The sequence below is a fragment of the Mucilaginibacter sp. P5_A6 genome, assembly GCF_056400585.1.
The window spans coordinates 1-4,890 of the sequence record NZ_JBFUKZ010000063.1; the positions used below are offsets into that span (position 1 = coordinate 1).

General features: G+C 37.1%; 4 protein-coding genes. All 4 read left to right on the forward strand.

Annotated elements, in window-relative coordinates; all coding sequences use genetic code 11:
* Positions 1 to 107 precede the first annotated feature (107 nt).
* Positions 108 to 1,034 carry an NAD-dependent epimerase/dehydratase family protein gene (locus tag AC1DO4_RS27535; RefSeq protein WP_477420977.1) on the forward strand — a complete coding sequence of 309 codons (927 nt, stop codon included), beginning with the start codon at positions 108 to 110 and terminating at the stop codon, positions 1,032 to 1,034.
* A 3-nt stretch (positions 1,035 to 1,037) separates the two neighbouring features.
* Positions 1,038 to 1,988 (forward strand): MraY family glycosyltransferase, encoded by a 951-nt coding sequence (locus tag AC1DO4_RS27540; protein ID WP_477420978.1) that lies wholly within the window; start codon positions 1,038 to 1,040, stop codon positions 1,986 to 1,988.
* Positions 1,989 to 2,179: 191 nt separating this feature from the next.
* Positions 2,180 to 4,135, forward strand: coding sequence for a polysaccharide biosynthesis protein (locus AC1DO4_RS27545; protein WP_477420979.1), 1,956 nt, complete (start codon positions 2,180 to 2,182; stop codon positions 4,133 to 4,135).
* Positions 4,136 to 4,154: 19 nt separating this feature from the next.
* A partial coding sequence (locus AC1DO4_RS27550; protein WP_477420980.1) for a hypothetical protein occupies positions 4,155 to 4,890 on the forward strand: 736 nt, incomplete at its 3' end.

Here is a 4,890-nt window from a genome sequence, read left to right on the forward strand (position 1 = left end):
ATGTTATACGTATGGAAAGTTTATCGCGATGTAGAAAAGCTCAACTCCTTTTATTCAGCCTATTTGATGGTAAACTATGTAGTTAACGGTTTAATAAAATACTCCAGATGAAAACTATAATGGTAACCGGTTACACTGGTTTTGTGGGAGTAAATTTAATACCGTACTTACTAAACGAAGGGTATGATGTTATAGGATTAGGACGCAATAAAGGCGATGATTCAACACTCCTGAGATTTAATTATGATGAGCTGCCCGGCATTAAACATTATGATTCCATAATACACCTGGCAGGTAAAGCGCATGACCTGAAAAAAACAAGTGACGATAAGGAATATTTCGATGTTAACACCAACCTGACTATCAGTTTATTTAAGCAATACCTGGCATCTGGTGCTACCGAATTTGTGTATATAAGTAGTGTAAAGGCTGCAGCCGATAATGTAAGCCGAATTTTGCTTGAAACAGATAAGCCCGACCCTCAAACAACATATGGCAGATCGAAGCTAAAAGCGGAAGAATTTTTAATGAACAGCCTGTTACCGGAGGGCAAAAGGCTATTCATACTTAGGCCATGCATGATCCATGGTCCGGGTAATAAAGGCAACTTAAACCTGTTATACCAGTTTGTGAAAAAGAAGATACCTTATCCGCTTGCTGCATTTCAAAATAAGCGCTCATTGCTTTCCATTGATAATTTATTGTTTGTAATAGATGCCATAATTAGCAACAAGGATATTAAAAGCGGCATATACAATGTTGCCGATGACGAACCGCTTTCCACAACAGGTATAATTGATGTTTTGGCTGAGGCTTTGAATATTAAGGCTGTTAAATGGCCGCTAAATGCAAAAATCATCAGATCACTTGCTGCTGCCGGCGATGTTTTGCATTTACCGCTGAACTCAGAACGACTTAAAAAGCTTACCGAAAGCTATATGGTTAGCAACGAAAAAATAAAAACAGCCATTGGTATAAAAAATCTTCCAATCTCAGCTAAAGATGGTTTGTTTCACACTGCTGCAAATTTATAAGTTATGATAAATTACCTGCTCATACCGATATTGCTGATCATATTAATACATCTGTACTTCAGGTTATCGATGCATTATAACATTTTTGATATACCTAATCACCGAAGCTCACATACCGAGGTAACCATAAGAGGTGCCGGCATAGTTTTTCCACTTGCTATTGTTTTAGGATTTTCATTTTTTGGCGAAGTCCATGTTTTTTTTATTGCCGGGCTTTTAATAATTAGCATCATCAGCTTTATTGATGATCTTATTCCTTTAAGTGCGCTATTGCGCCTGGTGGTTCATCTTTTGGCGGTTTCATTAATGTTATATGCACTTAATATATATTACTTATGGCCATTGTGGCTGGTGATTTTGTCGTACGCAGTAATCATTGGTACTATTAATGCATTTAATTTTATGGATGGTATAAACGGCATTACCGGTATTTATAGTGTTGTGACTTTAATATCAATGATGTATATAAACTTTTTTACTATCCATTTTGTCACTAATTATTTAATTATATGCCCTTTTTTAGCATGCCTTATATTCCTTTTTTACAATTTCAGAAAAAAAGCAAAGTGTTTTGCAGGTGATGTAGGAAGCATTAGTATCTCTTTTTTGCTTATCGCCTTAACTATAGCAATCATTACAAAAACCGCATCTTTTAAATACCTCTTTTTATTTAGTGTTTATGGTATTGATGTGTTTTTTACCCTGATAAAACGGATAAAGCTTGGGCAGAATATACTTCAGGCGCACAGGCTTCATCTATACCAGCTGCTGGTACACAAAGGGAACTACCAACACCGGGGCATCGCTTTGGCCTATGGTATTATTCAATTGGCAATCAATGCGTTCCTGATAACTACAGATCTTCCCTTGTTAATTTATCTGCTGATAGTAATTATTGTTTTAGGCTTTTCCTATCTTAATATTCAAAGGTATTTAAATTTAAAGGTGGCATAATATTATTTTGTTGTATGGTCATTTTTATTTAATTATTGGCATTATCAACTGTAAAATTCTTTTTACAATTAATGGTGAATTAATTTTAGTTTATCATTTGAACTCTACTTTCGTTGTGAGTTACAAGTCTCCTTATCACAATCGAACTTGTAATTCAAGGCTGAAATTATCACAACTGCTGTTATCCTGCTATGCTTAAATTTTTACGGAAGGCGCGTACTGTCCCACGCTGGATAGTGCTTTTTATTGACCTTTTTATAGCTGCGACCACATTTACTCTGGCATGCATGCTTATTAAAGAAATAGGGTCTCTACAAATCTATAAATCTGAATTTTTCCTGATGCTGGGTACTTACGTTATAATAACGCTATGCGTTTTTTTTGTAATGCAGATACACACTGGTCTTATCCGCTTTACAAACTCGCAGGATATGCTGAGGATTTTTGTGGCTGTGTTTATTTGTAATCTGGTGTTTTTAGGTGTATACTATTGTGGCCTGGCAATAAGCGGATTTACCTTCAATAAAATTATTTTACTGCTGATAGTCAACCTATCGTTGAAAAGCTCCATAATGATGTTCTTGCGTACTGCCATACGCAGCCTTTACTATTATATTAAGTATCACTCTTCGGCCAATAAAAAAACGGTGCTTATATATGGCACAAGTCATAACTCCTTATTGCTGAAGCAAGCACTTGAAGCCAGTAAAACAGGTAATTTTTATATCGCGGGGTTTGTGGAAATTGATAGTCCCAAAATCAATAAGTTTATTGAGCAACGCAGAGTTTTTGCATTATCCGCTATTGAAAAAATAGCCCGCAGGTTAAATGTAGAACGTTTAATTATCCCGGAAGAAAGATTAGATAGTCAAATTAAGCAACAATTAATTGAATGTTGCTTACAGGCAGGCATCAAAATATCGTCAGTACCAACATCTGATAAATGGCTGGCCGAAGACGGACTTACCAAGCAAATTAAAGATCTGAGAATTGAAGACCTGTTATCAAGGCAGCCAATTTTAATAAGTAATAAAAAAATTCATAGTGAACTTAGCGGGAAAAGGATACTTGTAACCGGAGCCGCGGGATCAATAGGATCTGAAATTGTTAGGCAAGCATTAAAGTTCGATCCGGCCATGCTCATATTATGTGATCAGTCAGAATCGCCGCTTTATGAGATCGGGCTGGAAATAGAAGAAACAAAGCCATTATGTGATGTTAAGCTATTTATTGCTGATGTAAGAAATTACAAAAGGATGCGTGCACTTTTTAAAGAGTTTAAGCCCGAAATTATCTTCCATGCCGCTGCCTATAAACATGTACCCTTAATGGAAGACAATCCGGCGGAGGCTATCCAAACAAACGTGGGCGGCACTAAGAATCTGGCCGATCTCGCTGTATATTTTGATGCCGATAAATTTGTAATGATCTCTACCGATAAAGCGGTTAATCCCACAAATATTATGGGGGCATCAAAGCGGATAGCCGAAATATATATTCAGTCGCTTAATGATGCCATCACCCATGGCAACGATTATTTAAACTCTGTTGATAGCCTGCATTCCTACGCCCCGGCTTCCGCCAATACTAAGTTTATAACTACCCGTTTTGGAAACGTCCTTGGATCAAACGGATCGGTGATACCCCGGTTTAAAGCGCAGATAAAAAAAGGCGGCCCGGTTACTGTAACCCATCCGGAAATAACCCGGTATTTCATGACCATACCAGAGGCTGTGCAGCTTGTATTGGAAGCCGGTGTAACCGCCCAGGGAGGGAAAATATTTGTATTTGACATGGGCGAACCTGTTAAAATTAGCGATATGGCTAAAAAGATGATAAAGCTTGCAGGCTTTATACCCGGAACCGAAATAGAAATAGTGTATACAGGATTAAGACCGGGTGAAAAACTATACGAAGAATTGTTAAACATCGAGGAGCATACTCAACCAACACATCACGAAAAAATTAAGGTTGCCAATGTACGAACCTATGATTATAAAGATGTAGCAGCTGATGTTGAGCAATTACTGCTGCTTGTGCAAAAAGATGATGAAGTGGAGATTGTAAAAAAGATGAAAAAAATGGTACCAGAATATTTAAGTAATAATTCAAGCTATGAGAAGCTTGATAAACAAGCCATAAATTAATAAATCCCGAAATTAAACAATGAAAACTTTTACCTTCCCCTTACTTTTTGTTCTTTTTATTTGCGCCTCATCGGCCAGGGCGCAAGATCAGCCCGAAGAGCGCGACAGTCTTTATAAAAATGCGGATTTTGAACACTTATCTGCTAAAGTTTTTAACCTTAACAGTGTGACACCCCAGGCCGGAATTTTAATAGATTTTTCAAAAAAACCTGTTATAAAAGGATCAATTCCTGTTTACCAGGGTAACTTAAGCATGCTGTTTATTGATGCAGCTGTAACTTCAAACAACGATTTTGTTCCGCTGTTTGAAAAAGGAAAATGGGCTACAAATGCATCCGGCAATTTGTCATATATCATATTTTTAAACCGTACCAACAAATATTCCAGATCGGAGAGTGGCTCAATAGGCAAGCCAGCTTTCACAGCACCCACGCAAGCTTTTTGGGTATGGTTAAATACTAAGGCTGGGTATATTTTTTCGAGCCATTTATTCTTTTTGGATAACGGTAATGCCAAAATTGAAAATCAGATATCGCGCAAAAATTATAACAACCTGTTTGGACAGATAAACCTTGGTTTTTATTCAAATCCATTTGAGGGTAAGTTGTCGTGGTTAACCTTTTCGGGCAACGTAGGGTTTGAGTACAGGCAAAACGACAATAATTATGCATCTATGGAAACTGTAGTTATACGCTCATATGATAAAGTAACATCATCAAAAACTACTGAGGCTCTGGAAGCTACCAGCGAAGAAA

Bases quoted from the DNA above. Each gene is read 5' to 3' on its own strand.
- AC1DO4_RS27535 (WP_477420977.1), top strand. From the start codon at position 108: ATGAAAACTATAATGGTAACCGGTTACACTGGTTTTGTGGGAGTAAAT.
- AC1DO4_RS27540 (WP_477420978.1), top strand. From the start codon at position 1,038: ATGATAAATTACCTGCTCATACCGATATTGCTGATCATATTAATACAT.
- AC1DO4_RS27545 (WP_477420979.1), top strand. From the start codon at position 2,180: ATGCTTAAATTTTTACGGAAGGCGCGTACTGTCCCACGCTGGATAGTG.